The organism is Comamonas koreensis (assembly GCF_021026195.1).
Taxonomy (GTDB): Bacteria; Pseudomonadota; Gammaproteobacteria; order Burkholderiales; family Burkholderiaceae_C; genus Comamonas; species Comamonas koreensis.
In genome coordinates this window covers 622,586-648,881 of record NZ_JAJNCT010000005.1, presented here as the reverse complement: position 1 = coordinate 648,881, position 26,296 = coordinate 622,586, and the positions used below count along the sequence as shown (strand labels likewise).

Here is a 26,296-nt window from a genome sequence, read left to right as displayed (position 1 = left end):
GTGTGAACCCAGCTGATGATAAAGGCGCAGGCCCACCCCTATGGGGCAGTGGGCCTAAGTTTCGATGCTGCACCGCAGCAATCTTGTCAGTGGGCATCTGCTTGCTGCGCAGCCTTGATGATCTGGGCCTGGTCAAGTTTGGCGCCGTTGAAAAACAGGTTCAACGCCACCGCACAGATGGAGGCCAGCAGGATGCCCGATTCGATCAGCGGGTGGATGGCGTGGGGCATCCACTGGCGGAACTGGGGTGCAATCAGCGGAATCATGCCGACGCCGATGGACACCGCCACCACCATGGCGTTGTAGCGGTTATGGCGGAAGTCCACATTCGACAGGATGCGGATGCCGGTGGCAGCGACCATGCCGAACATGACCAGCCCGGCACCGCCCAGCACCATGGTGGGCAGCGATTCGACCAGCGCACCCAGTTTGGGCAGCACGCCCAGAATGATCAGGATGAAGCCGCCTGCCACGCAGACAAAGCGGCTCTGGATGCCGGTGACCGCCACCAGGCCCACGTTCTGCGAGAAGCTGGTGTAGGGGAAGGTGTTGAAGATGCCGCCCAGCAAGGTGCCCAGGCCATCGGTGCGCAGGCCCCGGGTCAGGTCGGCCGGGGTGACCTCCTTGTTCGTCATGTCGCCCAGCGCCAGGAACATGCCGACCGATTCGATCATCACGACGATCATCACCAGGGTCATCGTCAGGATCAGGATCGGGTCGAACACCGGCATTGCAATCTCGAACGGCATCACAAAATCAAACCATTCGGCATGCGCCACTTTTTCATAGGTCATCAGGCCCATCGCCGAGGCGACGATGGCGCCAATGACAATGCCGGCCAGCACCGCGATATTGGCCATGAAGCCCTTGGCGTACTTGGTGATCAGCAGGATGGAGACCAGCACCAGCGCAGAGATGCCCACCCCGCTCAGGTCCGCATAGCGGGGGTTGGGGACCGACGGCAGAATCGCCAGCCCATGGGGGATGGGGGGCAGCGCCGAGCCGGGCGCGCCCGCTGCCACCTGGGCACTCTGCAGCCATTTGACATGCTCGGGGTTGGGCACCGAAGGCGCGGTGGGGCCGGCGGGGTTGCCAAAGATCCAGTTGATGCCCACGCGCATCAGGCTGATGCCGATGACGGTGATGATGGTGCCGGTAACCACCGGCGGAAAGAACCGCAGCATGCGGCTGACCAGCGGTGAGATCAGTATCGAGATGACCCCTGCCCCGATGACCGAGCCAAAGATGAGACCTGCGCCATAGACGCCGCCATTGGTCTGCGCCATCGAGATCATCGGCGCCACGCTGGCAAAGGTCACGCCCATCATCACCGGCAGCTTGATGCCAAACCAGCGCGTCGCGCCCCAGGCCTGTATCAGGGTGACCAGACCGCAGACGAAGAGATCAGCGGAGATCAGCTTGGCTATCTGGTGGGAGTCGAGGTTGAGTGCGCGCCCCACGATCAGCGGCACCGCCACGGCCCCCGCGTACATGACCAGCACATGCTGCAAGCCCAAGGTGGTGAGGCGCCCCAGGGGCAGCACCTGGTCAACGGGGTGTTTGTCAGATTGCATCTTTATCACTCCTCATGCGGGGGAATTTGACTGAATAAGCCAGTGTTATTGCTTAGGAATCCATACAAAAAGTGTATACACATGCACTGCAACAGCACCCCCCTGATTACCCTCAAGCAGCGCCGTTGCAGACGCTTCAAGCGCAGCGGCTGATGTGGTGTCAGCACGCTGCAAAGCGCGCAGGCACAAGCAAAACTGCCCCCGGGCGCTGGGCCAGGGGGCAGTCGGTAAAAGGATGTTGGAGGCGGCGCGGTGGACACGCCGCGTTGGATCAGGCCAACAAATCGACCAGTGAGCGGGCGATGACCTTGGTGGCGCGGCGCAGGTCTTCCAGGTCCAGGCGCTCGTCGGCGCGCTTGGCATGGCTTTCCAGCACGGTGCGGGGGCCGGCGCCGTAGATGACGCCGGGAATGCCGCGCTCCACATACAGGCGCACATCGGTGTACAGCGGCGTGCCGACGGCCGGAGGCTTCTCGCCAAACAGCGCTTCGCCATGGGTCTGGATGGCATCGACCAGCGGCTGGTTGCCAGCCAGCGGCGTCATCGCATTGGCCAGCAGCAGGCGCTTGATATCGATGCGCACGGCGTCGTCACCCTGGTAGCCGCGCTCGCTGTTGAAGCGTTCCACCGCCTTGGCAATCACCTGGCGGATATGGGCTTCGACCTCGACCGGGTTCTCCTCGGGGATCATGCGGCGGTCGATCTTGAGCAGCACCTTGCCGGGTATCACATTGGTGTTGGTGCCGCATTCGATGCGGCCAATGTTCAGGTAGGGGTGCTTGATGCCTGCAACTTTAGAGCAGACCTTTTGGTAGGCGGTGTTTTCCGCATACAGGTCGTTCATGATCGCGACGGTGGCCTGCAGCGCATCCACACCGGTGTGGGGCACGGCGGCGTGGGCCATCTTGCCGTGCACGGTGATCTCCATCTGCAGGCAGCCATTGTGGGCGACGACCACTTCATAGCTGAAGCCGGCAGCAACCATCAGGTCGGGCTTGGTCAGGCCTTTTTCCAGCAACCAGCCGGGGCCCAGCAGGCCGCCAAACTCTTCGTCGTAGGTAAAGTGCAGCTCGACCGCGCCCTTGTTGGGCTTGGCCACGGCCTCCAGTGCGCGCAGCGCGTAGGTGAAGGTGGAGAAATCGCACTTGCTCACGGCGGCAGCCCGGCCATAGAGCTTGCCGTCGACAATGCGGGCGCCATAGGGGTCATGGCTCCAGCCCTCGCCAGGCGGCACCACATCGCCATGGGCATTGAGTGCAATGGTGCGGCCCGAGCCGGCTGCGCCAAAGGGGCGGCGCACGATCAGGTTGGTGATCGAGGTCATGCCATAGGCTTCGACATCGGCCTGGGGCACTTCATGCTTTTCAGCGGTGTAGCCCATGGCCTGCAGCAGCTCGGCAGTGCGCTCGGCATGCGGCGTGTTGTCGCCCGGTGGTGTGTCCGTGGGGACTTGCACCAGCTTCTGGAAGAACTGCACCTGCTCGTCAAAGTGCTGGTCGATCCACTGGTCCAGGGCGGCGTAGGTAGCGTTGTTCGTGGTCATACGGTTTCGTTTTCTAGTTGTTGAAGGACATGACTGAAGCTGTCGATCGCCAGCTGCATGTCATCAGCGGTCGAGGACTCCAGCGGGTTGTGGCTGATGCCACTGTTGATGCCGCGCACAAAGAGCATGGCCTGGGGCATGATCTCGTGCAGCTTCATCGCATCATGGCCGGCGCCGCTGGGCATGCGGAACAGCGGCACGCCCTGGGCGGCCACGGCCTTTTCCCAGCGCTGCTGCCAGGCGGGAGCGCTGGGGGCCGCTGCGGCCTGCATAGTTTGCTCGGCGCGGTAGCGCAGGCCGCGCTTTTGCGCAATCGCTTCCAGCTGGCCCATCACATCGCGCACCAGCGCATCGCGCTGCGGATCGGTGGGGGCGCGCATGTCGATGCTGAACTTGCACAGGCCAGGCACGACGTTGATCGAGCCACTGGGCACTTCCAGCATGCCGACGGTGGCGACGGAATCGCCATCCTGCGCAGCGCGCTGCTCGGCAAACAGCATCAGCTCGGCGACGCCGCAGGCGGCGTCGCGGCGGCGGTCCATCGGCGTGGTGCCGGCATGGCTGGCCATGCCCTGCATCTCACAGACAAAGCGCGAGCTGCCATTGATCGAGGTGACGATGCCCAGCGGAATATCCAGCTCGGTCAGCACCGGGCCCTGCTCGATGTGCACCTCGATAAAGCCGAGGTACTGCGAGGCATCGCGCTGGATCTTGGGGATGTCGTCAATGCAGAGGCCGGCGTGCTGCATGGCCTCGCGCATCGTGATGCCGGCGGCATCGGCCTGGTCCAGCCACTGCGGGTTGAAGTGGCCGATCAGCGCGCCCGAGCCCAGGAAGGTGGCCTTGTAGCGCTGGCCTTCTTCCTCGGCAAAGGCCACCACTTCAATACCGAAGGGCATGCGCTTGCCGGCGCGGTGCAGCTCGCGCACACAGGCCATCGGCACAAAGATGCCCAGACGCCCGTCGTACTTGCCACCGTTGCGCACGGTGTCGTAATGGCTGCCGGTCAGCAGGTACTTGCCGCCTTCGTGCGCGGGGCGGTAGCGGCCCACGACATTGCCGACCGCATCGATCTCGACCTCGTCAAAGCCGCTGTCGCGCATCCAGTGGCTGATGCGCTGGGCGCAGGCGCGGTGGGCATCGGTCAGGTAGGTGACGGTGAGCTGGCCTTTTTCGGCAAAGCCCTCATCGCTGTGCTGGGCCAGGCGCTCCTGCCAGTCCCAGACGTCGTTGCCCAGCACCGGCTCATAGCCGAACTTGTCGTTCAGGCGGATCTCGGCGATGCGGTGGATGTTGCGCAGTGCCTCTTCGCGCTCGAAATCGGGGTGGTGGTTCAGACGCCTCGCAAAGGTGGCGATGATCTCCTGCTTGGGCAGGCCCAGGCCCCGGGGCCCGCGCACCGCCAGGATGAACGGAAAGCCAAAGCGCGCGTTGTAGTCCGCATTGAGCTGCTGGATCTGCGCGAACTCCTCGGGCGTGCACTGGGTGAGACCCGCGCGGTTTTGCTCCGAGGTGGACTCTGCCGTCAAGGTGTTGGCCACCATGGCCTTGCCTGCCAACTCGGGGTGGGCGCGGATCAAGGCGAGCTGCGCATCGACTGGGGCCTGCGCCAGTACGCGCACCATCGCATGCTTGAGCTGGGCGAGCGAGGCAAAGGGCCGTTGGGCCAGCGCGGCCTGGGCAATCCAGGGCGAGTGCTCGTACAGCCCATCGAGCATGGCCAGCGCCGCATCGGGCGTGGCTTGGTTGAGTTGTTCCAGGGTCAGGGCCATGTGTTTCCTAGCGAGTGGATGGGTTACTAGCGCTCTGTAGGCTTACGCGCGGCGCTGTGTCATCTTTCAAAGCGTGGGGGCGGGAAAGTGCTCGGCCCAGTGGCGGGCAATGTCGATGCGGCGGCAGACCCAGACGTTCTGGTGCTGCTGGATATGGTCCAAAAAGCGCTGCAGTGCGGTGATGCGGCCCGGGCGGCCCAGCAGGCGGCAGTGCATGCCGATGCTCATCATCTTGGGGCGGTTCTCACCGGCGGGGTCACCTTCGGCGTACAGCACATCGAAGCTGTCCTTGAGGTACTGGAAGAAGGGATCGGCATGCGAATAGCCTTGGGGCAGCGCAAAGCGCATGTCATTGCAGTCCAGGGTATAGGGCACGATCAGCTGGTGCGCGGCGCTGCCATCGCTCTTTCCGACCTTCATCCAGAAGGGCAGGTCGTCGCCGTAGTAGTCGCTGTCATAGGCAAAGCCGCCAAAATCGGCCACCAGGCGGTGGGTGTTGGGGCTGTCGCGGCCGGTGTACCAGCCCAGGCCGTGGGTGCTGCGGCTGCCGTAGAGGCTGTGGAAGATATCCATGGCCTGCTGCATGTGGGCGCGCTCGATGTCTTCGGGTGTGTTCTGGTAGTGCACCCATTTGAGGCCGTGGCAGGCCACCTCATGGCCCAGATCGGAAAACGCCTGGGCCAGCTCGCGGTGGCGCTGCAGCGCCGAGGCCACGCCAAACACCGTCAGCGGCAGGCCGCGCTTTTCAAACTCGCGCAGCAGGCGCCATACGCCGGCGCGCGAGCCGTATTCATAGATGCCATCCATGCTCATGTGGCGGTCCGGGTAGGAGGCCGGGTTGAACATTTCCGAGAGGAACTGCTCGCTGCCCGGGTCACCGTGCAGCACATGGTTTTCGCCGCCTTCCTCGTAGTTCAGCACAAACTGCACGGCAATGCGCGCGCCCTGGGGCCACTGGGCGTGGGGCACATCGCGGCCGTAGCCGATGAGGTCGCGGGGGTAGGGGGTGGTAGCGTCGTAGGTCATAGCGTGATCGAGGACAGAGCCATGGATAAATCGTTGCTGGGAATCTCGCGTTCGAACTGCAGGCCTTGCTCGACATGCTCCAGGTGCGCGATCATCAGCCGCACAGCGCCTTCGGCATCCTTGCGGGCGAGGGCCTGCACGATCTCTTCGTGCTCCTCGTGCGAATGGGCGGCGGCGCTGGCCGACTGGTACATCAAGGTGATCAGCGCGCATCGCGAGATCAGATCGCCCAGCAGCTGGGCCAGCACATCGTTGCCCATCAGCTCGGCCATGCGCACATGGAAGTCGCCCAGCAGCTCGGTGCGCTCGGTGACATCGGCGCGGTGCACGGCGGCGGCCTCTTGCCGCACATGCTCGCGCAAGACCTTGATCTGCTTGGGCGTGACGGTCTCGACAAAGCTGCGGGTCATCTGCGCTTCGAGCATCTTGCGTACGGCAAAGACCTGGCGCGCTTCGGTGACGGACGGGGTCGACACAAAGGCGCCGCGTGCCGGCTCCAAGGTGACCAGGTGGTTTTGCGAAAGCTGGAATAGCGCCTGGCGCACGAGGGTGCGCGACACGCCAAAGTGGTCCGCGAGTTTCTGCTCGGCCAGCTTGGTGCCCGGCAGCAACCGGTGCTCGACGATGGCACGGGTCAGGGATTGGGCAATGGTGGACGTTGAGGTGGATTCCATGTCAGGATAGTAGGCCGAATGACAAAAAGTGTATACACTTTTAGTGCACATCACCAGTCCGATCTTACCCAGAATCATCAGGAGATTTACCTATGGGCCTGAGCACCCACGTTCTCGATACGATGCACGGCTGCCCCGCAGCGGGCATGGACATTGCACTGTATGCCACCGATGGCGGCGAGCTGCGCCTGATCCGGCGTGACACGCTGAACCACGACGGACGCACCCAGACCCCATTGTTTGACAATGCATCGCTGCGCCCCGGCACCTACCGCCTGAGCTTTGAGGTAGCGGCCTACTTTGCCGCCAAGGGCGTGGAGCTGCCCAGCCCCAACTTTCTGAACCAGGTGAACCTGGACTTTGGTGTGGCCCATGCAGACCAGCATTACCACGTGCCGCTGCTGGTCAGCCCCTGGAGCTATTCGACGTACCGGGGGTCTTGAGCAGGCGCGCAGCGCATGCGGGCGCGTTTGACCTGTCTCAAGCACGCATCGCCCAGCCTGTAGGCGGACGCCGCAAGTTGTATCTGCAGGCTTCCAGCGTCACGAGGTGTGGCTAACATTTATGCCTAGGGGTACCGCCGAATAGACGGCGGTGCAGACCTGATTGCCATAACAGCAAATTTCAAAGGAGTAGGTATGCAACGTTTTTCCATGCGCACCCTGGGTGTTGCGGCGGCTGTGGTTGCCGGCGCTTTGTCGATGGCGGCCTGCACGGTCACCAAGCCTGAGACCAGCAATGCGCCGCGCGCAGACGAAACATCTGTCGATGCCCGTGCCAACGCTGCGCTGGAGCGCCTGTACCAGACCGCTCCTGGCTCCAAGGACCTGGTCGCGCGCTCCAAGGGCGTGCTGGTGTTCCCGTCCGTCATTGGCGGCAGCTTTGTGATCGGCGTGGAGCATGGCCGTGGCGTGCTGCGCGTGGGTAACCGCAGCGACAGCTACTACAGCACCACCGGCGCGTCGATCGGCTGGCAGGCTGGTGGCCAGTCCAAGGCCGTCATCTATGTGTTCAACACGCCTGAAGCGCTGGCGAAGTTCCGCGACAGCAATGGCTGGTCGGTGGGTGCAGATGCCACCGTGGCCGCTGGCCGCATCGGCGCCAACGGCAGCATCGACACCACCTCGGCCCAGGCCCCTGTGACCAGCTTTGTGCTGAACAACGCAGGCCTGGAAGCGGGCGTGTCGCTGCAAGGCGCCAAGATCACCAAGATCAAGGAATAAAGCAGCGCCTTGCGGCTGCCAAGCAGAAACCGGCCAGCTGGCCGGTTTTTTTACGCCTATACCTTTTGCGAGCCGCTTATAGCTGGCCTTCGCTCAAGGTGTGCAGCTGGAACTTGCCGGAGGCATCCCAGAGCCAGGTCTCGGTATAGGAGACCATGACCTCGCCATGGCGCAAATGCTGCGGCGCAGGGAAGGGGGCAGCGGCCTGCACCAGCGCCTCTATCAGTGGCGGCACCTCCTGGGCCTGTGCGGGCTCGCGCATCCAGTTCATGTCCTGGATATGGCCGTCTTCATCCAGCAGCAGCTCCAGCACGCCAATGGCGTAGAGCATGGGTGGCAGCATGCCGGGGTAGATGCGCTCGGCATAGCGGTCGTACAGATGCTGGGCGCAGCGTTTGCGGTAGGCCTCGTCGGCCACCGGGTTGAGGACGGAATCCTGCCCATCGCTTTCCGGCGACCAGGCGGGCATGCGCATGCCTGGCATTTCGGTCAGCACCGACAGGTAGCTGTCCTGGTCGTCATCCTGCTCGGCGGGGCGGGCTGCGTTCGTAGAGCGGCCCGCCGCTGCATTGGCCGGCGCTGGCGCTTTGCGCGGTATACGAAAAAGCGTATGCCAAAGTCGTGACAGCAGGGAGGGGGAGGGTCGATCACTCATGGTACAAATCCGTCTACAGCGGCCCTGCAGTATCGCAGGCCGCTTTTCATCATGGAACAAGGCATGCCCGTACTGCAGCAATTATTGGCTCGCCTGGCGACGCAGGATGCCTGTCTGGTCCAGGTGGAGTCTACCCAGGGATCGGCGCCGCGCGATGCTGGCGCCTGGATGGCCGTGTTTGCCCAGGACCAGCTCGGTACGATTGGCGGTGGCCATCTGGAGTGGCAGGCGGCCAGCAAGGCCCGCGATCTGCTGGCCCGTGGCGGTGCGCCGTTGAGCGAGCGTTTTGCGCTGGGCCCGCGCCTCGGCCAGTGCTGCGGCGGCGTGGTGCAGCTGCGTTTTGAGCGGATTGCCCAGGCCGACAGCGCACGGCTGGCGCAGTCCCTGGCCCCGCTGTGCAGCCCGGTAGCGGTGTTTGGCGCCGGCCATGTGGGCGCAGCCCTGGTGCAGCTGCTGGGCACGCTGCCGCTGCACATCACCTGGGTGGATAGCCGCGAGCAGCTGTTTCCGCCCGGGCTGCCGGCCCATGTGCAGACCGAGTATTCCGACCCGATCGAGATGGCCGTGGCAGACCTGGCACCGGGCAGCAGTGTGTTCATCCTCACCCACGACCACCAGCAGGACCTGCAGATCACCCAGGCCTGCCTGCAGCGCCAGCGCCAGCGGGGCGATCTGGACCTGATCGGTTTGATTGGCAGCGCCACCAAGCGTGCCAGTTTTGCGCACCGCCTGGCCGAGCGGGGTTTTGCCGATGCGGAGTTTGCCCGCATCACCTGCCCGATCGGGCTGCCGGGCATCCATGGCAAGGAGCCCGAGGTGATTGCGATTGCGGTGGCCGCGCAGCTGCTGCAGCACCTGCAACGTGCGCAGCATGCCTGATGCGTTTTTCACACCGGGCAGGCACGGCGCGGGCGGTGCGGAGGCGGCCTGCAGCGGTTTTGCTGCGTTGCATCAGGGTTTTATCTAGGGGCTGTGCAGCTTTTTGCCGACCTTTGGGCGGCAGAAATTGCATACACTTTAAGTCTACAAAAGGTCGCAGCGGTGCCCCGGTCATGTCGATGATGGCTGTGGATTGCGGCCTGTCTGCTGCTCAGATCGCCCGCCGTGGTGAGCAGGTTCAACAAGTGGCCGGTGCCTCCACACTGGCGGCTTGAGGAGGAGAGCGGGGCGTCACCCCTCCCTCGCACTGGCAGCCCCCACGCTGCCAAGGATGAGAGCAATGGAAGGCTATATCCTCGATTGGGCGAACCTGTTGTTGCGCTGGCTGCATGTGATCACAGCCATCGCCTGGGTAGGTTCCTCGTTCTATTTTGTGTTTCTCGACAGCAGCCTGACCCCGCCGGAGGACGAAGACCTGAAAAAACAGGGCGTCAGCGGCGAGCTGTGGGCCGTGCATGGCGGCGGCTTCTACCACCCGGTCAAGTTCAATGTCTCGCCGCCCAAGCTGCCGGACCACCTGCACTGGTTCTACTGGGAGAGCTACACCACCTGGCTTTCGGGTTTTGCGCTGCTGACGGTGTCCTACCTGTGGAACGCCAACATCTACCTGGTCAACCCGGCCGATCCCAACGCTATGAGCGCGCCGCTCGCAGTGTTCACCGCGCTGAGCTTTCTGGCGGTGTTCTGGCTGCTGTATGACGGCATCTGCCGCGTGTTCGGCTTCAAAAAGCATGGCGATGCGATCGTGGGCGCGATGGTGCTGGTGCTCGTCTGCATCGCCGCCTACCTGGCCTGCCATATCTTCCCCGGCCAGGCGGCTTTCCTGCTGATGGGCGCGATGCTGGCCACCTCGATGAGTGCCAACGTGTTCTTCTGGATCATCCCCGGCCAGCGCACCGTGGTGCGGGCCCTGAAGAATGGCGACCCAGTTGACCCGATCTACGGCAAGCGCGGCAAGCAGCGCAGCGTGCACAACACCTATTTCACCTTGCCGGTGCTGTTTGCGATGCTGTCCAACCACTACGGCTGGCTCTACAACCAGAAGTACAACTGGCTGGTGCTCATCGGCATGATGTTTGCCGGCGCGGCCATTCGCCAGTTCTTTGTGCTGCGCCATGGCCACAAGCTGGGCCGCAACAAGCACCCCTGGCCTTATGCGCTGATCGGCGTGCTGGTGATTCTGGGCGTGATCGCCTGGCTGCGCCCTGGCCCCAAGCCTGCGGCGGCGGCAACACCAGCCCCTGCCAGCCAGCCCGCTGCCGGCGCCGTACCGTACGGTGAAGTAGCCAAGGTGTTTGCCCAGCATTGCGTGCTGTGCCACAGCGCCACCGGCCTGGCGCAGAAGAATGTGAAGCTCGACAGCCCCCAAGAAGTGGCCCAGCACACCCAGCAGATCTACCAGCAGGTAGTGGTGCTGCGCAAGATGCCCTTTGGCAACCCCGAGGGGCTGAGTGCCGACGAGCGCGATCTGGTCAAGCGCTGGTTCGAGTCTGGCGCATCGACGGCGCCTTGAGGGCCCGCGCCGGCGGGCCGGGCAGGCGCCCGGCCCGGAGAAATCCGACTACAGCCTGGGGTGGCTGATCGGCGTAGGATGGGAGGGTTGGGGCATGCCCAAGCCCCTGCTTGCGGTAGGTGGCTGGGGATGCGTGTCACAAATCCACATCTTCTCGCATGTCAAATTTCGATATCCAATTGCTGCTGACCGCCTTGGTGAGTGTGCTGGTGCTGGTGGCGCTGATTGTTTCGCGCATCCGCATGCACCCCTTGCTGGCCTTGCTGATCGTCTGTATCGGCGTGGGTTTTGCCACCGGCATGGCGCCCGGCGACATTGCCAAGAACATCACCAACGGCGCCGGCAAGACCCTGGGTGCCGTCGGCGTGGTGATTGCGCTGGGGGCGATGCTCGGCAAGATCCTGGCCGATTCGGGCACCACCGAGCGCCTGGCCAGCGCCATTCTGCGCCATACCTCGGACCGCATGATTCCCTGGGCCATGACCCTGGTGGCCTTCATCATCGGCATCCCGATGTTCTTTGAAGTGGGCCTGGTGGTGATGCTGCCGCTGATCTTCAGCGTCGCGCGCAAGCTCGAAGGCCGCGAGAACTTCAAGGGCTCGGCGTATGTCTATGTGGGTGTGCCGGTGATTGCGGCGCTTGCGGCGATGCATGGCATGGTGCCGCCCCATCCGGGCCCGCTGACCGCCATTGCCACCCTGAAGACCACCGTGGGACCGACGATGCTCTACGGCTTCCTAGCTGCCTTGCCCGCAATGATCCTGGGCGGTCCTTTGTATGGCGCCTTCATCACCCCGCGCATGACCACCCGCCCTGAGCAGGCCCTGCTGGACCAATTCACCGAAACCAAGGCCGAGACGGGCAAGGACCAGCCCGGCATTGCGATGGGCGTGCTGTCTGCCTTGCTGCCCGCGCTGCTGATGCTGGCCCATGCGCTGGCCGAGATGGCCCTGCCCAAGGGTTCGGCCGTGTTGCAAGTTGCAACCTTCCTGGGTAACCCGCTGATTGCGATGCTGCTGGGTGTGCTGTTTGCGGCCTTTACCCTGGTCTACCTGCGCAGCGGCGATGCCGAAAAGCTGCGCGACACCCTGGGCGCCAGCCTCAAGCCGATTGCCGGCATCATCATGATCATTGCCGGCGGCGGTGCTTTCCAGCAGGTGCTGACCAGCGCCAAGGTGGGCGATGCCATCGTGCACCTGACGCACCAGTTTGCGTTCCCGCCGCTGGTGCTGGGCTGGCTCATCGCGATGCTGCTGTCGGTGTCGACCGGCTCGGCCACCGTGGGCATTGTGGGCGCGGCCGGCTTGCTGGCGCCGCTCGCCGCTGCCGACCCGAGCCTGAACCTGCCTTTGCTGGCGCTGTCGATTGGCTGCGGCTCGCTGTTCTTCAACTATGCCAACCATGCAGGTTTCTGGATGGTCAAGGAATCCTTTGGCATGACCATGGGTGAGGCAACCCGCACGATCACCGTGGTGCAGTCCATTGTCTCCTTCGTGGGCCTCTTGATGGTGCTGCTGTTCAATACCTTGCCGGCGCTGGGCGGATAGCAGGGTGCCATAAATGCCAATGGGCCGCAGCAGCAATGCTGGCGGCCCATTTTTTTGGCCCTTGCGGGCGCGTCGTGCTCAGTCGGCAGGCTTGGCTTGGTCGGCTGCTGCGTCGCCTGCGTCAGCGGCGTTGTCTGCATCTGGCTGCGATGGCGCGCCGTCTTCGTTGCCGTCCGGGGTGTCGGACGCAGAGTGTCCGCTGGCCTTGCGCTGGGCTTTTTCTTCCTTTTTCTTCTTCTTTTCCAGCTCACGCTGGCGCTTTTCGTACTGGTAATTCGGCTTGGCCATGTTTTTGTTCCTTAGCGGTGTTCAGCCTCCACGATACAGCATGCGCCGTACCTGGGGGCCAAGCATAGTCATGTTTGAGGGCTGGGAAGGGTAAAGCTGGCGCTGCCGCGCAGCAAAAAACCGCCCGCAGGCGGTTGGGTGGCATCGCCCGGCCGGGGCCGGGCGGGGCGCAGATCAGGCGCCTGCGACTTCAATGCCCTTGAATTCGCCGGTGGCGATCTTTTCCTTCCAGATCGCCGGGCCGGTGATGTGGGCGCTGGTGCCGCCGGCATCCACGGCCACGGTCACGGGCATGTCAACCACGTCGAATTCATAGATGGCTTCCATGCCCAGATCGGCAAAACCCACCACCTTGGCGTGCTTGATGGCCTTGGAGACCAGGTAAGCGGCGCCGCCCACGGCCATCAGGTAGGCCGATTTGTGGTTCTTGATGGCTTCGATGGCGACCGGGCCGCGCTCGGACTTGCCGATCATCGCGATCAGGCCGGTCTGCGACAGCATCATGTCGGTGAACTTGTCCATGCGGGTGGCGGTGGTCGGGCCGGCAGGGCCAACGACTTCGTCACGCACCGGGTCCACCGGGCCCACGTAGTAGATCACGCGGTTGGTGAAGTCGACGGGCAGGGGCTCGCCCTTGGCCAGCATGTCCTGGATGCGCTTGTGTGCAGCGTCGCGGCCGGTCAGCATCTTGCCGTTGAGCAAGATGGTGTCGCCTGGCTTCCAGCTGGCCACTTCTTCCTTGGTCAGGGTGTTCAGGTCCACGCGCTTGGACTTGTTGTAGTCGGGAGCCCAGTCGATCTTGGGCCAGGTGTCCAGCGATGGCGGATCCAGGTACACGGGGCCGGAGCCGTCCATCACGAAATGGGCGTGGCGGGTGGCCGCGCAGTTGGGGATCATCGCCACGGGCTTGGAGGCCGCGTGCGTGGGGTACATGTTGATCTTCACGTCCAGCACGGTGGTCAGGCCGCCCAGGCCCTGGGCGCCGATGCCCAGCGCATTGACCTTCTCGAACAGCTCCAGACGCAGCTTTTCCACCTGGTCGAGCTCGGCACCGCTGGCTGCCTTTTGCTGCAGCTCGTACATGTCGAGGTCTTCCATCAGGCTTTCCTTGGCCAGCAGCACGGCTTTTTCAGCGGTGCCGCCAATGCCGATGCCCAGCATGCCCGGTGGGCACCAGCCTGCGCCCATGGTTGGCACGGTCTTGAGCACCCAGTCAACGATGTTGTCGCTGGGGTTCATCATGATCATCTTGGACTTGTTCTCCGAGCCGCCGCCCTTGGCAGCCACGGTCACATCCAGCTTGTCACCCGGCACGATCTGCACGTTGATGACGGCAGGCGTGTTGTCCTTGGTGTTCTTGCGGGCGAACTGGGGATCGGCCACCACGGAGGCGCGCAAGGTGTTGTCGGGGTGGTTGTAGCCACGGCGCACGCCTTCGTTGATGGCGTCTTCCAGGCCCATCGTGAAGTCTTCCCACTTCACATCCATGCCCACCTTCAGGAACACGTTGACGATGCCGGTGTCCTGGCAGATGGGACGCTGGCCGGTCGCGCTCATCTTGGAGTTGGTCAGGATCTGGGCCATCGCATCCTTGGCCGCCGGGCTTTGCTCGCGCTCGTAGGCCCGTGCCAGGTGCTGGATGAAATCCGGTGTGTGGTAGTAGCTGATGTACTGCAGGGCGCCCGCGATCGAGTCGATCAGGTCCTGCTGACGGATGGAGGTGGTCATCGTGCTTGTGGGGTGGGTTTTGGATTGCGCAAGGCTATGGTGCCGTTGGCGCTCGGTATCACGGCAGCGATTATCGGCCTTTCGCCAGGCCGGTGGTGGCAAATGCCTGATAAGTCTTCTAGAAGAATCAGAACCTGCTCAAAGTCTCCTCGCGCCGCGACAGTGTCTTTGCGAGATGGGATGCTAGGCGCAATACCGCAGCAATAGCCGTGCTATTGCGAGGATTTGCAACGACGCAGACCGCTCGCAAAGCCACTGTCCCTACGGGTTGGAGTGAAATCGGGCGATTTCTTCGCGCTGGCCCTTGCTTGCACCCCGGTGCAAGCTGCGGACCATCGCTTCGAACTCATCCCGATTGCACTCCAACGCGGCTGCGTAGAGATTTTGAGCAGGTTCTGGGGTGTCGCTCAGGTGTCGGCCTGCGCTATGAGCATGCGCGCAGCATGGCTGCTCGGCGCAGATGAGAACGGCTGTCATTGGCTGCGTTAGGATGCGGTGCCGCGCCCGCTTTGCCGCAAGGCGGGCGGCGCCCTATTGACGAATCCTGCGGCCCACCAGCCATACGCTTACCAGCCAGACGAGCCGCGTTGCAATTGTTGAGATACAAGGAGTGATCCAGACATGACAGCTACCCGCCAGGAAAAAGACACCTTCGGCCTGATCGATGTGCCCGCCGACAAACTCTGGGGTGCCCAGACGCAGCGCTCGCTGCAGAACTTCGACATCAGTGGCGAGAAGCAGCCCGGCGAGATCATCCATGCGCTGGCGCAGGTGAAAAAGGCCAGTGCCACCGTCAACCACGCGCTGGGCCTGCTCGATGAGAAGAAGGCCAAGGCCATCAATGCAGCCGCCGACGAGGTGATTGCCGGCCAGCACCTCGATGAGTTCCCGCTGGTGGTCTGGCAGACCGGCTCGGGCACGCAGACGAACATGAACGTCAATGAAGTGCTGGCCAACCGCGCCAGTGAGCTGCTGGGCGGCGAGCGCGGCGAGTCGCGCCTGGTGCACCCCAATGACGATGTGAACAAAAGCCAGTCCAGCAACGATGTCTACCCCACCGCGATGCATGTGGCGGCCGTCACTGCCATCGAGCGCAAGCTGCTGCCTGCGCTGGAAAAGCTGCGCCGCACGCTGCAGGCCAAGAGCGAAGCGTTCAACGACATCGTCAAGATCGGCCGCACCCACCTGCAAGATGCCACGCCGCTGACCCTGGGCCAGGAGATCTCCGGCTGGGTGGCCCAGCTGGAGCATGGTGCCAAGCACCTCAAGTCGGCACTGCCCCATCTGTATGAGCTGGCGCTCGGCGGCACCGCCGTGGGCACGGGCCTGAACGCCCCCAAGGGCTATGCCGAAGGGGTGGCGCAAGAGCTGGCCAAGCTGACCGGCTACCCTTTTGTGACCTCGCCCAACAAGTTTGAATCGCTGGGCTCCTGCGATGCGCTGGTGTTCGGCCATGGCGCCCTCAAGACCCTGGCGGCCAGCCTGATGAAGATCGCCAACGATGTGCGCTGGCTGGCATCGGGCCCACGCAGCGGTTTGGGTGAGATCTCCATCCCTGAGAACGAGCCTGGCTCGTCGATCATGCCGGGCAAGGTCAACCCCACGCAGTGCGAAGCGATGACCATGCTCTGCGCCCAGGTGTTTGGCAATGATGCGGCCATCAATGTGGGAGGCGCTTCGGGCAACTTCGAGCTGAACGTGTTCCGCCCGATGGTGGCGCACAACTTCCTGCAGAGCGTGCGCCTGCTGGCCGATGGCATGGTGAGCTTCAACGACCACTGCGCCGTCGGCATCGAGCCCAACCGCGAGCGCATCACCGAGCTGGTGAGCCGTTCGCTGATGCTGGTGACCGCGCTGAACACCCATATCGGCTACGACAAGGCGGCCTATATCGCCAAGAAGGCGCACAAGGAAGGCAGCAGCCTGCGCGACGCCGCCGTGGCCAGCGGCCATGTGACGGCCGAGCAGTTTGACCAGTGGGTCGTGCCTGAGCACATGGTGGGCAATCTGTAAGCGTCCGGACGCTTGAAAGCTCCAGGGCCCGCATCGCTGCGGGCCTTGTGCTTTTACACTGGCAATTTCTGCCATTCCCCTTTGGACCATTCATGCCCTCAGAGCCCCTGCAAGCGTTGACCGCCTCTTCCCCGCCCGGCACAGGCTTGCCCGAGGGCGGCGTGGATATCCATGTGCTGGCACAGGCGCTGGGCGTGCCGGTGTTTGAGACGCCCTGGCACATGCCGCAGTACCAGCTGGGCGAACAGGGCGCCTGGCGGTTGCTGCGCGGCGGCATGGGGCTGGACAGGGGCTATTACAGCGGTGCCTGTATCTATGGCGGCACAACAGCGCTGCTGCGCAGCAACGCACAAGGCGGCTGGGACACCTGGATGTCGCTGTCGCCTTTTGAGATCGAAAGCCAGGAGCTGGCCTGCCTGCATGCGCGTGGCCACACGGTGGTCATGGGCTTGGGTATGGGCTGGGTGACGGCCAATATCGCGTTGAACCCCGCCGTGCAGCGGGTGACCGTGGTGGAGCGCGACCCGGAGGTGATTGCGCTGTTCGAGCACATGCAGGTGCTGGAAGGTTTGCCGGCCGATGCCGCCGCCAAAATCCGTATCGTGCAAGCCGATGCGTTGCAGTGGAGCCCTGCGCTGCAGCAGCCGGTGGACTTTCTATATGCCGATATCTGGCTGCAGTTGGCCGAGCCCCAGGCCCTGGTCGAGGTGCAGCAGATGCAGGCCCATGTGCAGGCGACGCAGCTGTACTTTTGGGGCCAGGAGTGGGTGCTGGCTGCGCCTTTGCAGGCACTGTGGGGCAGCCCAGGCTGGGCCCCTGCATTGGCAGACGCCGTGACCGCCACAGGCCTGCCCTTGCTGACAGCGGTGGATGGCGGATTTGCGCCCTGGGTGGAGCGCATCTGGCGCGAGCGGCTGGCGCGCACGCCTGCTTGAAGCATCCCGCCATTCAGGCCTGCGCCCGCGCCGCCCAGGCCGAGCGGCCGCCTTGCCAGGCCAGCAGCGCCAGGGTCAGCAGCATCGCCACATTCACCGCCTGCCAACCCAGGGTCTGGATCAGCACGCCGCAGCTGAGCGACATCAGCGCGGCGCTGCCGTTGTTGGTCCATTCCATCATCGGCTGGGCCTGGGCGCGTTCTTCCGGGGCGCTGGCCTGGTTCAGCAGGCTGGTGCCAGCCAGAATCATCAGGTTCCAGCCGGCGCCCAGCAGCAAGGAGCTGATCAAGAAGGGCAGGAACTGCGGGCCGCTCAACGCCACCGCCGCGCTCGCGGCCAGCAGGGCGGCACCCAGCCAGGCCAGGCGCCGCGCGCCAAAACGGTCCACCGCGCGGCCCGCGAACAGGGAAGGCGCAAACATGCCCAGCACATGCCACTGGATCACCTGGGTGGAGCTGGCCAGCGAGTGGCCGGCGCCATGCATGGCCAGCGGGGTGGCGTTCATCACCAGCACCATCAGGCCATGGCCGCAGGCACTCAGCATGATCGCCTGGCGCAGCGCGGGACGCTGCCAAAGCTGGCGCCGCGATACCAACGGCGGGGCGGCTGACCTGGCCTGCATCGGCAGATGCAGGCGCGCTGGCAGGCATTGCAGCAGCGCGCAGGCCAGCAAGGCCAGCACGGCAATCGCCAGGTAGGCGCCTGCCAGCGGTGTGCGCAACGCATCTGCGGCATGGATGGCCAGGCTGGGGGCGAGCAGGGCGGCTGCAATGCCACCGGCCAGCACCCAGGCTGCGGCACGGCCACTGTGCTCGGCCGGCATGCCATCCAGCGCGGTAAAGCGGTAAAAGCCGGCGGAGGCCTGGTAGCCGCCCAGCAGCAGCATCGCCAGGCAAAACAGCCCAAAGCTGGCCTGCACCACCGCCCAGGCGGCCAGCAGCCCGGCGGCCACCCCCAGCAGCGCCCCGTATTGCAGGCCCCGCGCGCGGCCATGCCGCTGCATCCAGCGGGCCAGCTGGCCAATCGACAGCAGGTTGCCTGCCACCAGCAAGGTCAGCGGCACGGTGGCCAGCACCGGCCAGGGCGCCAGTTGCCGGCCCACCAGGCCGGTGAGGGCGATGCCGATGATGGAGCAGGACCAGTACAGCGCCTGCGCGATGCTGAGGGTGAGCAGTTGGGGGTGGCGTTTGAGCAGCATGGGCGGTGATCCGGAAATGAAGGGGCGTGTGGGGGCTGCCGGGCAGCGCAGTGCTGTCCGGATCGCTTGGTGGAAGGTAATGCTGGGTTCAGCCGCTCAGCGGCGGCCCTGGGCTAGCCGGCGCCAAAGCGCTCGGCAAAGGCCTGGGGGCTGACGGCCAGGGTTTTGTGAAAGCTGCGGCGCAGGTTTTCCGGGTGGCCAAAGCCGCACAGGCGCGCCACGGTGGAGACGGAGGCCTGGCGCTGGCTCAGCAAGGTGGTGGCGGCCTGCAGCCGCACCCGCTCCACATAGCGGCCCGGCGTGGTGCCCAGCTCTTGCTGGAACACGCGCGCCAGCGTGCGCGGCGGCAGGCAGGCCTGCGCTGCGAGTTGCTCCACACTGAGGCGTTCGCCCAGGTGGCCGGGAATCCATTCGAGCAGCCCGGCCAGGCGTGGCGCCTGCGTGGTCTCGGCCGCCAGCAGCGGGCTGAACTGCGCCTGCCCGCCAGGCCGGCGCACAAACATCACCAGATGCCGGGCGACGGCCAGCGCCATGCTGCGGCCCAGGTCGGCCTCGATCAGGCTCAGCGCCAGGTCGATGCCCGAGGTCACCCCGGCCGATGTGAAGATGTGGCGCTGCTGTGGATGGCTGGCATCAAAGGTGTGCAGCCGGTCGCCATCGACCTGGATGGGGCGTTCCATCGCCGCCAGCTCAGCCAGGCGGCACCAATGGGTGGTGGCAGGCAGGCCATCGAGCAAGCCGGCGCGCGCCAGGATCAGCGCACCCGAGCAGACCGAGCCCAGGCGCTGCACCTTGGGCGCCGAGCGCTGCAGCCATTGGCGCAGGCCGCTGTGGTGCTGCACCTCCACCACGCCATCGCCCCCGGGCACCAGCACGGTGCTGTTGGGAGGCGGGCGCAGCTGGGCCAAACCCTGGGCGGCCACCATCTGCAGTCCGCATGACAAGTCCACCGGCCCGGCTTCCAGCCCGGCAAAGACCAGCTGGTAGAAGGCGGGCTGGCCCTGGCGCTCGCGCACATCGTTGGCGGTGGCAAACACCTGCATGGGCCCGGTGATATCCAGGCTCATCGCACGCGGGTAGGTGATGCAGATAACGCGGTGGCCGGGCTGGGCGCTGTGGGCGGCGGTGGTGCGAGATGGGGGCATGCGCACAGTGTGCATGCAGGCCGATTTGGCAGCAATGACATTGATCGCACATATTCTGCCAATTTGCAGCCTAAGCGCAACAGCTATGGCAGTGATTAGGGAAAGCGTACAGGCGAGGGCCAAGTTTGTAGGACAGCTGCGCGACAATAGCTGATTGCAATCCAACAGCGAAGACGCAGCGGCACAGCTGCGCGTCCCCCATACGATGACCGCTTTGAACCAACCAGGAATCCTGCTGGCGCTGCCAGCTGCCAGCCGCTACCAACTCTGGAAACTCGCAGGCGACGCCCCGGCCGTGCGTGCCGCGCTGGCGCGCTTGCAGCAATGGGCCGATGGCGAGCAGGTCGTCGTCTGCATCGGCCAGCCGGTGGCTGATCTGCTGGGCGTGCAGGTGCCGGGCTTGCGCAATTTTCCGGCCATCACCGGGCCCCAAGGCCCGCTGGCGCTGACGCCGCATGCGCTGTGCCTTTGGCTGCGCGGCAATGACCGGGGCGATGTGCTGCGCCTCTCGCGCGAGGCCGCAACGTTGCTGGCGCCGGCCTTCAGCCGCGAGAAGGTGGTGGATTGCTTCCGCCACGGCTGGAACGGCAAGGATGCGGTGCGCGATCTGACCGGCTACGAAGACGGCACCGAAAACCCCAAGGACGACGACGCCGTGCATGCCGCCATTGCCGATGGCATGGGCGCGGGGCTGGATGGCGGCAGCTACTTTGCCGTACAACAGTGGCAGCATGACATGGATGCTTTTGCCCGCATGAGCGCGCTGCAAAAGGACCACATGATTGGCCGCCGCCTGAGCGACAACGAAGAGCTGGACGATGCGCCCGCGTCGGCCCACGTCAAGCGCACCGCGCAGGAGAGCTTCAGCCCCGAAGCCTTTATCCTGCGCCGCAATATGCCCTGGTGGAAGGTGCAGCCCGATGGCAGCGACGCCGTGGGCGCCATCTTTGCCGGTTTTGGCCGCAGCTTTGACGCCTTTGAAGCGCAGATGCGCCGCATGGCGGGCGAGGAAGACGGGATTGCCGATGGCCTGTTCCAGATGTCCAACCCCGTTACCAACGCCTACTACTGGTGCCCGCCGATGCTGAACGGCCGCATCGATCTGCGCGCATTGGGTTTGTAAAACGCTAATTCCAGAGCGTGGGCTTGTTGACCATCAGGTAGTACACGCCCAGCATCGCCACAAAGGCCGGGTAGCCCAGCGCCTCCCAGCGGCTGGCAAGGCGCCGGTAGGCGTCGGGCAGCGGCTGGCCCTGGGCATCGGCCTGGGCGGCCATGTGGGCCATGCGGATTTGCATGGCCACCACTGGCAACCAGCACAGGCCCGCCAACACATACAGCGCCATCGACAGCAGCAGCCAGGGCGTGTGCCAGGGCCAGCCCGCCATCACCATCAGCGCCCAGCCGCTGAGCGGCTGGATGATGACCGCCGGCGTCGTGAACCACCAATCGGCCCGCACCACCAGGCGGCTGACCACCGCCTGCGCCGCCACATTGCCGCTGCGGTTGGCAAAGAACATATAAAAGGCCGAGCCAAAGCCGGTGCCGACCATCAGCACGCTCAACAGGATGTGCAGGGTTTTGAGCAGCAAATAGGTGTTCATCATTCACTCCGTCCGTCGCGGGGGCTGCTGTGCCACAGCAGCCAGAGCGCGGCAGCAATCGGCAGGTTTTTGGACAAGGGGCCCAGCGGGTGCAGCCACAGGCTGGGCAGCAGCGCGGTGGCTGCCAGGGTCATCGCCAGCATGGCTGCGAACGAAGCGGCATAGGCCGCGCGCCCGGGCCGGCACAGCAGCCACAGGCCCAGCAGCAGATCCAGCGCCACGCCAGCGCCAATCAACCAGGCTTGGATGTCGGGCGATGTGATGCCGCCGGCCGCCAGCAACGCGGTGCTTTCGCCCTGCCACTGCAGCAGGCTGGCGGCGGCCGTCCACAGCCAGACGGCGACCAGGCTCAGGCGCAGCAGTTGCAAGGGCGGGCACAGCGGCATCGGTCTGGCGTTCATGCCGCGTCTCCCGCAGCCTGGCCTCGGATCAGCGCCAGCATCTGCCCAGGGTCGGTGGGCGCACGGCCCAACCACTGCGCCATCGGCGCCGGGTCGCAGCAGTTGTCCAGCGATGCCAGCTGCAACGAGGCGCTGCACCAGGGGCTGCTGGGCACCGCATCGCCCAGCCGTGCACTGGCCTGGGTGGCCCAGTCCGGCAAGCGCAGCTGCAGCGCGTTGCTGCGGCCGGCCTGCTGGCGCAGGCTCAGAATCATCTGCGCCATGCTGAGGCGCCGCGGCCCGCCGAGCTGCACGATGCCGGTGGTGGGGGACTGCAGCAGCCGTACCATCACCTCGGCCAATTCGTCGACCGCGACCGGCTGCATCAGGCGCTGCTGCATCACCGCCGGCAGCACCAGCACCGGCAGCAGTGCCAGGCGCATGAACAGCTGGGTGCTGGCGCCCCGTGCGCCAATGACAATGCTGGGCCGCACGACAATGCCGTCGAGCTGGCCTTGCGCAGTCAGCGCCAGCAAACGGGCATCTGCTGCGCGTTTGGTGCGCGCATAGGCAGTGTCGTTGTCGTCCACCCCCTGGGCCGAGAGCTGCATCACGCGCCGCACACCCGCCTGGGCGCAGGCGTCGAACAGTGCTTGCGGGCTGGTCTGGTGCAGGGCCTCCAGGCTGGCACCGTTGGGCCCCGGCTGGTCGCGCAGGCTGCCCACGGCATTGATGACCAGATCCACGCCTTGCAGATGGAGCAGCCAGTCAGCGGGCTGCTGCATTCTGGCAAATTGCAGTGGCGGCTGCGAGCGCCTGCTGGCCGCTATGACACGCATGCCCTGGGCGCGCAACTGGCGCGCCAGTGCCTGGCCGATAAAGCCCTGGCCGCCGCAGAGCAAGACGGTGGGTTGGGGGGCGTTGGTGCTGTGCATGGTCTCTCCTGGTTGCCAAGGGCGTTTTTCTAGCAGCGCGTTTAGCGGGGGCGGTCGATGTCGCAGGCATCGCTGCCGCGTGCGCAGGCCGCACTGCGCGCTGCAGCCTGCCGGGCCTGACGGCGTACCGTGCACTGCAGGCCTTGCTCCAGCACCCAGGCCATCGGGGCCAATGGCAGGCGGTAGCGATTGCGGGCCAGCAGCGGGTAGAGTTTGTCGAGCGCATCCGCCACCAGCGGCAACCCGGCCAGCCGGGGCACCCAGGCCCAGCTCACGCCCAGGTAGGCGCGGGTCAGGCAGTCGACCCCGGTGTAGACCTTGCCATCGGCACCCACGCCATGGATGGCCTGCATCAGCGCCGCCTTGTCGGCCGGGGCCTCACTCAGGTCGGCGGTGCTGGCGTCAATAAAGATCAGCTTGCCCGCCTGGTTGCGCAGCATCAGGTGGCGCATCTCGGCGTTGCACATGCGGCAGCTGGCGTCGTAGTAGATGGTCAGCGGGAAGCGGGTGTCGGCAGTATCACGGCTCAGCATATGCATTTCTTTCGATGTTTCTGTCAAAACAGAAATAATGGTGCCAAAAAAAGGCCGCTCTCCTTGCAGAGCTCGGCCATGGTGTTTTCAGGGCTTGCTCAGTGCCTCGGGCTCTTGCGCCGCAGGACTGCCGCGCACAAAACGCTGCACGGTGGCGCCCAGGGTCAAAATCTTGTCCAGGGTCGCAGGCGAGAGGCGCAGCATTTCGTCGCTCCAGGCGCCCAGCTTTTGCATCAGCTCCAGAGTCGCCATGATGCGGTCCTGGCCATCGGCGCTCTCGCGGGCAAAGTCGGGGCTGTTGACGAGGGACTGCAGCAGGCGGGTGGTGGGGTCGAACTCCCGCTCCTTGCGCTCCCGGACGATGGTGCGGAAAAGCTCCCAGACATCGACACTGGTTTCGAAATAATCGCGCCGGTCGCCCAGCACATGCGTGACCCGCACCAGCTGCCAGGATTGCAGCTCCTTCAAGCTGTTGCTGACATTGGAGCGCGCCACGTTCAAGGTCTCGCTCAACTGCTCGGCATTGAGCGGCTTGCCCAGCACAAACAGCAGCGCATGGATCTGCGAGACCGTGCGGTTGACGCCCCACATCGATCCCATCTCGCCCCAGTGCAGCACAAATTGTTGTTGGATGTCGGTCATTTGCATGGCTTGAATTCTAGGGTTTCATTTATTTCTGTCAAGACAGAAATTAAAGGGCCATGAAAAAGGCCATAGCGGAGGATGGCCTTGGTCTGGGGTGCCGTGCTGGCGGTCTGGTCGCAGATGCGGCCAGCGCCGAGCTCAGTGCAGCAGGTTATTGCCTGGCGCTTGCGGTTGCACGCGGAAGAAGCCGGTGCCGCAGGTGCCTGTGCCAATCTCTTCTTCGGTCGCTTCACGCACGCCGGCTACCTGGATGTCCAGGCGAATGGCGATGCCGGCCAGCGGATGGTTGCCGTCCAGCACCACATGCTCGGGGTAGAGCTCGGTGACGGTGTAGATCATGTCGCGCGGCGCATCGGGGTTGGTCCCCTGGGGCAGTGCATGGCCTTCGATGGTCATGCCTTCTTCCAGATCCGGCGGGAAGAGCGAGCGCGCTTCGAGGAAGACCTTTTCCTCGTCGTAATCGCCAAAGGCGTCTTCGGGCTCCAGGTGCAGCTGCACACGGCTACCGACGGTATGGCCTTGCAGCGCCTGCTCCACGCGGGCCAGCAAATCCTGGCCTCCGACGAGGAATTCGACGGGCTCGTCGAGCACGTCCAGGGTCTCGCCCAAAGTGTCTTTCAGCGTCCAGGTCAGTGCGACCACGCATTGATCAGTGATTTCCATAGGACAATTGTCGCAGTTTGGGCCCGGACGCCCAGAGGATCACCGAGAAAGCCATGCAAATCGAACAAGCACTGCCTCTGCTGGGGGGCATCTCTCCGGCCCAGTTCATGCGCCGTTACTGGCAGAAAAAGCCGCTGCTGGTGCGCGGTGCCGTCAGCGACTGGAAGGACCTGCAGCTGCCGCTGCCACGCAGCCAGCTGTTTGAGCTGGCCGGCGAGGAGGGCGTGGAATCGCGCCTGATCCAGCACAAGGCGGGTGCCTGGAGCGTCAAGCACGGCCCCTTCAGCCGCCGCGTCATTCCCTCGCTGAAGACACCGGAGTGGACCTTGCTGCTGCAGGGCCTCGATTTGCACAGCGATGCCGCCCATGCACTGCTGCAGCGCTTTGCCTTTGTTCCGGCCGCGCGCCTGGATGACCTGATGGTGAGCTATGCCAGCGATGGCGGTGGCGTGGGCCCGCATTTCGACAGCTATGACGTGTTCCTGCTGCAGGCCCATGGCAAGCGCCGCTGGCGCATCGGCAAGCAAAAGAACCTGGCGCTGAAGGAAGGCATTCCGCTCAAGATCCTTGCCGAGTTCGAAGCCCAGGAGGAGTATGTGCTGGAGCCCGGCGACATGCTTTACCTGCCGCCGCGCTACGCGCATGACGGCGTGGCCGAGGGCGAGTGCATGACCTACTCGATCGGCTTTCGCTCCCCTGCACAGCAGGAGCTGGCCGGCGAGCTGCTGATGCGCATGTCCGAGGGCGACGAGATGGATGGCGAGGTCAACGCCAAGGCCGCCTCGCCGATCTACCAGGACCCCAAGCAGACGGCGGTGCAGGCACCGGGCGCCATTCCGCCGGCAATGCTGGACTTTGCCCGTGCGGCCATCGAAAAACGCCTGGCCGAGCCGTTGGCGCTGGCCCGCGCGCTGGGCGAGTCGCTGACCGAGCCCAAGGCCAATGTCTGGTTCGAGCCCGAGGATTTCCCCGCCATGCTCGAAGCCGTGGCCCTGGACCGCAAGACCCGCATGATGTACGACGAGCACCATGTGTTCATCAATGGCGAAAGCTACCGCGCCGCTGGCCGGGACTTCAGCCTGATGAAGAAGCTGGCCGATGGCCGCCACCTGGACCGCCGCGATATCAGCGGTGCCAGTGACGATGCCTTGCAGCTGCTGTCGCAGTGGTGCGAGGACGGCTGGGCCCACGCGGTGCCGCAGTGATGAGCAGCGCCGGCCCCGCACCTGCCGCCTGGCAGCCCGACGATGGGCTGAGCGGCCGCTTTGAGGGCCGCGCAGCCTTTGACGCGCAGCTGCAGTATTTTCTGCAGCAGGCGGCCGCGCAGGGCTGGCGCCAGATCATCGTGGCCGATGCGGATTTTGCCGACTGGGCCTGGGGCAGTGCCGATGCGGTGGAGCTGCTGCACCACTGGGCGCGCCAGGGCGGGCAGATGACCGTGTTGGCCCAACGCTTTGACCGGCTGGTGCAGCGCCACCCGCGCTGGGTGCAATGGCGCAAGACCTGGGACCACCGCCTGCAGTGCCGCCGCCTGCTGAGCCGCGATGTGGCGCAGATCCCCAGCGCGCTGTGGTCGCCGCAGTGGGCGGTGCAGCGCCTGGACGTGGATCGCTGCGTGGGCGTAGCCAGCGCCGAACGCAGCGCCATCGTGCCCTTGGGCGAGCGATTGCAGGAGTGGATCCGCTCGGCCAGCACGCCAGACTTTGCCGCGACGGTGCTGGGTTTGTAGGCCATTGTTGACAACCGTGTCTTTCGTTGCTGGC

The 26,296-nt window shown here is 64.8% G+C and carries 26 protein-coding genes; 10 read left to right on the top strand and 16 right to left on the bottom strand.

Translation table 11 applies throughout. From position 1 onward, the window contains the following. Positions 1-86: 86 nt before the first annotated feature. The 5 genes from LPW39_RS05220 to LPW39_RS05200 all read right to left on the bottom strand — a co-directional run bounded on the left by LPW39_RS05220 (position 87) and on the right by LPW39_RS05200 (position 6,589). Entirely contained in the window at positions 87-1,574 is a 1,488-nt protein-coding gene (locus tag LPW39_RS05220; protein WP_230771896.1) for a nucleobase:cation symporter-2 family protein, read from the bottom strand. A 271-nt stretch (positions 1,575-1,845) separates the two neighbouring features. Further along, positions 1,846-3,117 (bottom strand): M20/M25/M40 family metallo-hydrolase, encoded by a 1,272-nt coding sequence (locus tag LPW39_RS05215; RefSeq protein WP_230771893.1) that lies wholly within the window; start codon positions 3,115-3,117, stop codon positions 1,846-1,848. Then, positions 3,114-4,889 carry a 2-oxo-4-hydroxy-4-carboxy-5-ureidoimidazoline decarboxylase gene (uraD, locus tag LPW39_RS05210; protein WP_230771891.1) on the bottom strand — a complete coding sequence of 592 codons (1,776 nt, stop codon included), beginning with the start codon at positions 4,887-4,889 and terminating at the stop codon, positions 3,114-3,116. Before uraD ends, LPW39_RS05215 begins: the two co-directional genes overlap by 4 nt. Before the next feature lie 66 nt (positions 4,890-4,955). Beyond that, positions 4,956-5,915 (bottom strand): allantoinase PuuE, encoded by a 960-nt coding sequence (gene puuE, locus LPW39_RS05205; protein ID WP_230771890.1) that lies wholly within the window; start codon positions 5,913-5,915, stop codon positions 4,956-4,958. Next, positions 5,912-6,589 (bottom strand): GntR family transcriptional regulator, encoded by a 678-nt coding sequence (locus LPW39_RS05200; RefSeq protein WP_230771888.1) that lies wholly within the window; start codon positions 6,587-6,589, stop codon positions 5,912-5,914. Before LPW39_RS05200 ends, puuE begins: the two co-directional genes overlap by 4 nt. Before the next feature lie 92 nt (positions 6,590-6,681). Here LPW39_RS05200 and uraH point away from each other — a divergent pair, with 92 nt between their 5' ends. Together uraH and LPW39_RS05190 are read left to right on the top strand one after the other, a co-directional pair. Then, a complete protein-coding gene (gene uraH, locus LPW39_RS05195) occupies positions 6,682-7,032 on the top strand; it encodes a hydroxyisourate hydrolase (protein WP_230771886.1) in 351 nt (116 codons plus the stop codon). 195 nt (positions 7,033-7,227) lie between these two features. After that, complete coding sequence (locus LPW39_RS05190) at positions 7,228-7,812, top strand: BPSL1445 family SYLF domain-containing lipoprotein (protein WP_230771885.1); 585 nt, start codon at positions 7,228-7,230, stop codon at positions 7,810-7,812. A gap of 76 nt (positions 7,813-7,888) precedes the next feature. On the opposite strand, the gene LPW39_RS05185 is transcribed toward LPW39_RS05190, so the two are convergent. After that, complete coding sequence (locus LPW39_RS05185) at positions 7,889-8,467, bottom strand: hypothetical protein (RefSeq protein ID WP_230771883.1); 579 nt, start codon at positions 8,465-8,467, stop codon at positions 7,889-7,891. Between the two features lie 63 nt (positions 8,468-8,530). On the opposite strand from LPW39_RS05185, the gene xdhC reads away from it, so the two are divergent. The 3 genes from xdhC to LPW39_RS05170 all read left to right on the top strand — a co-directional run bounded on the left by xdhC (position 8,531) and on the right by LPW39_RS05170 (position 12,466). Next, entirely contained in the window at positions 8,531-9,346 is an 816-nt protein-coding gene (gene xdhC / locus LPW39_RS05180) for a xanthine dehydrogenase accessory protein XdhC (protein ID WP_230771881.1), read from the top strand. Positions 9,347-9,686: 340 nt separating this feature from the next. After that, positions 9,687-10,919: a urate hydroxylase PuuD gene (locus tag LPW39_RS05175; RefSeq protein ID WP_230771879.1), complete on the top strand. Its 1,233-nt coding sequence runs from the start codon at positions 9,687-9,689 to the stop codon at positions 10,917-10,919. 158 nt (positions 10,920-11,077) lie between these two features. Then, positions 11,078-12,466, top strand: a complete 1,389-nt coding sequence (locus tag LPW39_RS05170) for a GntP family permease (protein ID WP_230771877.1) — start codon at positions 11,078-11,080, stop codon at positions 12,464-12,466. Between the two features lie 78 nt (positions 12,467-12,544). On the opposite strand, the gene LPW39_RS05165 is transcribed toward LPW39_RS05170, so the two are convergent. Together LPW39_RS05165 and LPW39_RS05160 are read right to left on the bottom strand one after the other, a co-directional pair. After that, entirely contained in the window at positions 12,545-12,754 is a 210-nt protein-coding gene (locus LPW39_RS05165; RefSeq protein ID WP_230771875.1) for a hypothetical protein, read from the bottom strand. 174 nt (positions 12,755-12,928) lie between these two features. Next, entirely contained in the window at positions 12,929-14,482 is a 1,554-nt protein-coding gene (locus LPW39_RS05160; RefSeq protein WP_133854768.1) for a fumarate hydratase, read from the bottom strand. Positions 14,483-15,103: 621 nt separating this feature from the next. On the opposite strand from LPW39_RS05160, the gene fumC reads away from it, so the two are divergent. Both fumC and LPW39_RS05150 read left to right on the top strand, forming a co-directional pair. After that, positions 15,104-16,495 (top strand): class II fumarate hydratase, encoded by a 1,392-nt coding sequence (fumC, locus tag LPW39_RS05155; RefSeq protein WP_230771874.1) that lies wholly within the window; start codon positions 15,104-15,106, stop codon positions 16,493-16,495. A gap of 92 nt (positions 16,496-16,587) precedes the next feature. Beyond that, positions 16,588-17,430: a hypothetical protein gene (locus LPW39_RS05150; RefSeq protein WP_230771872.1), complete on the top strand. Its 843-nt coding sequence runs from the start codon at positions 16,588-16,590 to the stop codon at positions 17,428-17,430. 13 nt (positions 17,431-17,443) lie between these two features. On the opposite strand, the gene LPW39_RS05145 is transcribed toward LPW39_RS05150, so the two are convergent. Next, positions 17,444-18,628 carry an MFS transporter gene (locus LPW39_RS05145; RefSeq protein ID WP_230771870.1) on the bottom strand — a complete coding sequence of 395 codons (1,185 nt, stop codon included), beginning with the start codon at positions 18,626-18,628 and terminating at the stop codon, positions 17,444-17,446. Positions 18,629-18,741: 113 nt separating this feature from the next. After that, the gene (locus tag LPW39_RS05140; RefSeq protein WP_230771868.1) at positions 18,742-19,773 is read right to left on the bottom strand and encodes a GlxA family transcriptional regulator; all 1,032 of its coding nucleotides are present in this window, start codon (positions 19,771-19,773) and stop codon (positions 18,742-18,744) included. A 205-nt stretch (positions 19,774-19,978) separates the two neighbouring features. On the opposite strand from LPW39_RS05140, the gene LPW39_RS05135 reads away from it, so the two are divergent. Then, on the top strand, positions 19,979-20,896 hold the full coding sequence (locus tag LPW39_RS05135; RefSeq protein ID WP_230771866.1) for a Dyp-type peroxidase: 918 nt from the start codon (positions 19,979-19,981) through the stop codon (positions 20,894-20,896). 4 nt (positions 20,897-20,900) lie between these two features. Here LPW39_RS05135 and LPW39_RS05130 read toward each other — a convergent pair whose 3' ends face one another. From LPW39_RS05130 to LPW39_RS05105, 6 genes are all read right to left on the bottom strand, one after another. Beyond that, the gene (locus tag LPW39_RS05130) at positions 20,901-21,377 is read right to left on the bottom strand and encodes a DUF2269 family protein (protein ID WP_230771864.1); all 477 of its coding nucleotides are present in this window, start codon (positions 21,375-21,377) and stop codon (positions 20,901-20,903) included. After that, positions 21,377-21,778 carry a DoxX-like family protein gene (locus tag LPW39_RS05125; RefSeq protein WP_230771862.1) on the bottom strand — a complete coding sequence of 134 codons (402 nt, stop codon included), beginning with the start codon at positions 21,776-21,778 and terminating at the stop codon, positions 21,377-21,379. The genes LPW39_RS05130 and LPW39_RS05125 overlap by 1 nt, the downstream gene beginning before the upstream one ends. Next, the gene (locus tag LPW39_RS05120; RefSeq protein ID WP_230771860.1) at positions 21,775-22,692 is read right to left on the bottom strand and encodes an NAD-dependent epimerase/dehydratase family protein; all 918 of its coding nucleotides are present in this window, start codon (positions 22,690-22,692) and stop codon (positions 21,775-21,777) included. The genes LPW39_RS05125 and LPW39_RS05120 overlap by 4 nt, the downstream gene beginning before the upstream one ends. A gap of 41 nt (positions 22,693-22,733) precedes the next feature. Beyond that, positions 22,734-23,225: a thiol-disulfide oxidoreductase DCC family protein gene (locus LPW39_RS05115; protein WP_230771858.1), complete on the bottom strand. Its 492-nt coding sequence runs from the start codon at positions 23,223-23,225 to the stop codon at positions 22,734-22,736. Positions 23,226-23,312: 87 nt separating this feature from the next. Beyond that, on the bottom strand, positions 23,313-23,873 hold the full coding sequence (locus LPW39_RS05110) for a GbsR/MarR family transcriptional regulator (RefSeq protein ID WP_230771856.1): 561 nt from the start codon (positions 23,871-23,873) through the stop codon (positions 23,313-23,315). 135 nt (positions 23,874-24,008) lie between these two features. Next, positions 24,009-24,533 carry an FKBP-type peptidyl-prolyl cis-trans isomerase gene (locus LPW39_RS05105; protein ID WP_133854759.1) on the bottom strand — a complete coding sequence of 175 codons (525 nt, stop codon included), beginning with the start codon at positions 24,531-24,533 and terminating at the stop codon, positions 24,009-24,011. 53 nt (positions 24,534-24,586) lie between these two features. On the opposite strand from LPW39_RS05105, the gene LPW39_RS05100 reads away from it, so the two are divergent. Beyond that, entirely contained in the window at positions 24,587-25,738 is a 1,152-nt protein-coding gene (locus tag LPW39_RS05100) for a cupin domain-containing protein (RefSeq protein ID WP_230771855.1), read from the top strand. Further along, entirely contained in the window at positions 25,738-26,262 is a 525-nt protein-coding gene (locus LPW39_RS05095) for a hypothetical protein (protein ID WP_230771853.1), read from the top strand. The genes LPW39_RS05100 and LPW39_RS05095 overlap by 1 nt, the downstream gene beginning before the upstream one ends. The last annotated feature ends 34 nt before the right edge of the window (positions 26,263-26,296 follow it).

Coding starts and splice junctions, on each gene's coding strand:
- LPW39_RS05220 (WP_230771896.1), bottom strand. CDS start 1,574: ATGCAATCTGACAAACACCCCGTTGACCAGGTGCTGCCCCTGGGGCGC.
- LPW39_RS05215 (WP_230771893.1), bottom strand. CDS start 3,117: ATGACCACGAACAACGCTACCTACGCCGCCCTGGACCAGTGGATCGAC.
- uraD (WP_230771891.1), bottom strand. CDS start 4,889: ATGGCCCTGACCCTGGAACAACTCAACCAAGCCACGCCCGATGCGGCG.
- puuE (WP_230771890.1), bottom strand. CDS start 5,915: ATGACCTACGACGCTACCACCCCCTACCCCCGCGACCTCATCGGCTAC.
- LPW39_RS05200 (WP_230771888.1), bottom strand. CDS start 6,589: ATGGAATCCACCTCAACGTCCACCATTGCCCAATCCCTGACCCGTGCC.
- uraH (WP_230771886.1), top strand. CDS start 6,682: ATGGGCCTGAGCACCCACGTTCTCGATACGATGCACGGCTGCCCCGCA.
- LPW39_RS05190 (WP_230771885.1), top strand. CDS start 7,228: ATGCAACGTTTTTCCATGCGCACCCTGGGTGTTGCGGCGGCTGTGGTT.
- LPW39_RS05185 (WP_230771883.1), bottom strand. CDS start 8,467: ATGAGTGATCGACCCTCCCCCTCCCTGCTGTCACGACTTTGGCATACG.
- xdhC (WP_230771881.1), top strand. CDS start 8,531: ATGCCCGTACTGCAGCAATTATTGGCTCGCCTGGCGACGCAGGATGCC.
- LPW39_RS05175 (WP_230771879.1), top strand. CDS start 9,687: ATGGAAGGCTATATCCTCGATTGGGCGAACCTGTTGTTGCGCTGGCTG.
- LPW39_RS05170 (WP_230771877.1), top strand. CDS start 11,078: ATGTCAAATTTCGATATCCAATTGCTGCTGACCGCCTTGGTGAGTGTG.
- LPW39_RS05165 (WP_230771875.1), bottom strand. CDS start 12,754: ATGGCCAAGCCGAATTACCAGTACGAAAAGCGCCAGCGTGAGCTGGAA.
- LPW39_RS05160 (WP_133854768.1), bottom strand. CDS start 14,482: ATGACCACCTCCATCCGTCAGCAGGACCTGATCGACTCGATCGCGGGC.
- fumC (WP_230771874.1), top strand. CDS start 15,104: ATGACAGCTACCCGCCAGGAAAAAGACACCTTCGGCCTGATCGATGTG.
- LPW39_RS05150 (WP_230771872.1), top strand. CDS start 16,588: ATGCCCTCAGAGCCCCTGCAAGCGTTGACCGCCTCTTCCCCGCCCGGC.
- LPW39_RS05145 (WP_230771870.1), bottom strand. CDS start 18,628: ATGCTGCTCAAACGCCACCCCCAACTGCTCACCCTCAGCATCGCGCAG.
- LPW39_RS05140 (WP_230771868.1), bottom strand. CDS start 19,773: ATGCCCCCATCTCGCACCACCGCCGCCCACAGCGCCCAGCCCGGCCAC.
- LPW39_RS05135 (WP_230771866.1), top strand. CDS start 19,979: ATGACCGCTTTGAACCAACCAGGAATCCTGCTGGCGCTGCCAGCTGCC.
- LPW39_RS05130 (WP_230771864.1), bottom strand. CDS start 21,377: ATGAACACCTATTTGCTGCTCAAAACCCTGCACATCCTGTTGAGCGTG.
- LPW39_RS05125 (WP_230771862.1), bottom strand. CDS start 21,778: ATGAACGCCAGACCGATGCCGCTGTGCCCGCCCTTGCAACTGCTGCGC.
- LPW39_RS05120 (WP_230771860.1), bottom strand. CDS start 22,692: ATGCACAGCACCAACGCCCCCCAACCCACCGTCTTGCTCTGCGGCGGC.
- LPW39_RS05115 (WP_230771858.1), bottom strand. CDS start 23,225: ATGCTGAGCCGTGATACTGCCGACACCCGCTTCCCGCTGACCATCTAC.
- LPW39_RS05110 (WP_230771856.1), bottom strand. CDS start 23,873: ATGCAAATGACCGACATCCAACAACAATTTGTGCTGCACTGGGGCGAG.
- LPW39_RS05105 (WP_133854759.1), bottom strand. CDS start 24,533: ATGGAAATCACTGATCAATGCGTGGTCGCACTGACCTGGACGCTGAAA.
- LPW39_RS05100 (WP_230771855.1), top strand. CDS start 24,587: ATGCAAATCGAACAAGCACTGCCTCTGCTGGGGGGCATCTCTCCGGCC.
- LPW39_RS05095 (WP_230771853.1), top strand. CDS start 25,738: ATGAGCAGCGCCGGCCCCGCACCTGCCGCCTGGCAGCCCGACGATGGG.